Source organism: Actinoplanes sp. NPDC051633 (genome assembly GCF_040681735.1).
Classification (GTDB): Bacteria; Actinomycetota; Actinomycetes; order Mycobacteriales; family Micromonosporaceae; genus Actinoplanes.
In genome coordinates this window covers 1-1,926 of the sequence record NZ_JBFAZH010001345.1, presented here as the reverse complement: position 1 = coordinate 1,926, position 1,926 = coordinate 1, and the positions used below count along the sequence as shown (strand labels likewise).

At 71.8% G+C, this 1,926-nt stretch carries 1 protein-coding gene; it reads left to right on the top strand.

Annotated elements, in window-relative coordinates:
* On the top strand, window positions 1-1,926 hold a 1,926-nt coding region (locus tag AB0M20_RS40805; protein WP_364306594.1), incomplete at both ends, for a peroxidase family protein.

The following is a 1,926-nucleotide window of genomic DNA, read 5'->3' as shown; positions in this document are numbered from 1 at the left end:
CCGCGGCCCAGGCCCTGGTCGACGGGATTCCGGCGGACGCCGCCGCCTTCATGAACGCCACCGGGCCGTGGACCACCGCGACCACCGGACTCGACGCCGTGGACCTGTGGATCGGCGGCCTGGCCGAGGTGACCAGCCCGTTCGGCGGCCTGCTCGGCGACACGTTCAACTACGTCTTCGAGAACCAGCTGACCAACCTGCAGAACGGCGACCGGCTGTACTACCTGGCGCGTACCCCCGGAATGAACCTCCGCACCCAGCTGGAGGGCAACTCCTTCGCCGAGCTGATCATGCGCAACACGTCCGCCCACACCCTGAAGGCCGACTCGTTCGCGACCGCGGACTGCAAGTTCGAGCTGGCCCACCTGGGCGGCACCGGCAACTCGGTCGCCGACGACCCGGCCACCTCCTGCGACGAGCAGGCCCTGCTGATCCGCATGGCGGACGGCACCATCGCCTACCGCGCCCGCAACAGCGTCGACCGGCCCGGCATCAACGGGCAGTCGGTCTTCAACGGCACCGAGAACAACGACCGGGTGAAGGCCGGCAACGACAACGACACGATCTGGGGCGCCGAGGGCGACGACCGCGTCGAGGGAGGCGCCGGCAACGACGTCGCGATCGGCGGCGAGGGCGACGACATCCTCACCGATCTGGCCGGCGACGACATCCCCAAGGGCGGGCCGGGCAACGACGCCATCGACGGCGGCGTCGGCGCTGACATCGTCATGGCCGGCACCGGCAACGACTTCACCACCGGCGGCGCCAACATCAACGAGACGTTCGCGGGGGAGGGCGACGACGTGGTCAACGCCGGCGACGGCGAGGACGTGGTGTTCGGCGACTCCGGCGACGACTGGGCGGAAGGCGGCAACGGCCCGGACCTGCTCCAGGGCGACAGCGGCAACCTGTTCTTCCTCGACGACTCCAACAAGCCGGGCAGCGACGTGCTGATCGGCGACGGCGGCGACGACGACTACGACATGGAGGGCGGCGACGACATCGGCGTCCAGGGCCCCGGCATCGAGAAGAACGCCGGCGGCTCCGGATACGACTGGTCGATCAACGCGTCCGACTCCGACCTGGCGCTGCCGCTGGCGCCGCTGGGCACGCTGACGATCGGTGTCCGCGACCGCTTCAACGAGGTCGAAGCCCTCTCCGGCTCCTCGGGTGACGACGTCCTGCGCGGCGACGACCTGGTGCCGGTGCAGGTCGGCGGCGGTGGCTTCCTCGGCTGCGACGCGCTGGACGCCGCCGGCCTCGCCCGGATCCACGGCCTCGACCAGGTGGTCACCGCGCTGCCGACGGCGGCCTCGGCCGTGGCCAACGCCACCGGCCGCGCCTGCGACCTGCACGGCAACGTGTGGGGTGCGGGCAACATCCTGCTCGGCGGCGCCGGCGACGACACGATCGAGGGTCGCGGCGGCGACGACATCCTGGACGGCGACCGCTACCTGCGGGTCCGGCTCAGCGTCCGGGACGCGTCCGGCGCCGAGATCCGGTCCGCCGCGTCGATGAGCCAGCTGCAGGCCGACGTCTTCGCGGGCCGGATCAACCCCGGACAGATCTTCGGCGTACGCGAGATCGCGACGTCCCCGGCGGCCGGCACCGACACGGCGGTGTTCTCCGGCGACCGCGCCCAGTACCTGATCACGGCCGACGGCGACGCCCTCACCGTGCAGGGTCCGGACGGCATCGACACCGTGCGCAACGTCGAGAAGCTGCGCTTCGCCGACCAGACGGTGGACGCGGTGACCTTCGAGGCGTTCTTCGGGGTGAGCGCGTTCGCCGGCGACGGCGAGGCGACGGCGACCTTCACCGTGCCCGCGGTCACGGACGGGCCGATCACCGGGCTGCAGCTGCAGCAGACGGCGGGCGGCGTCACGAAGCTGATCGACCTGCCGGCCGAAGCTGGTCGCGTCGGCC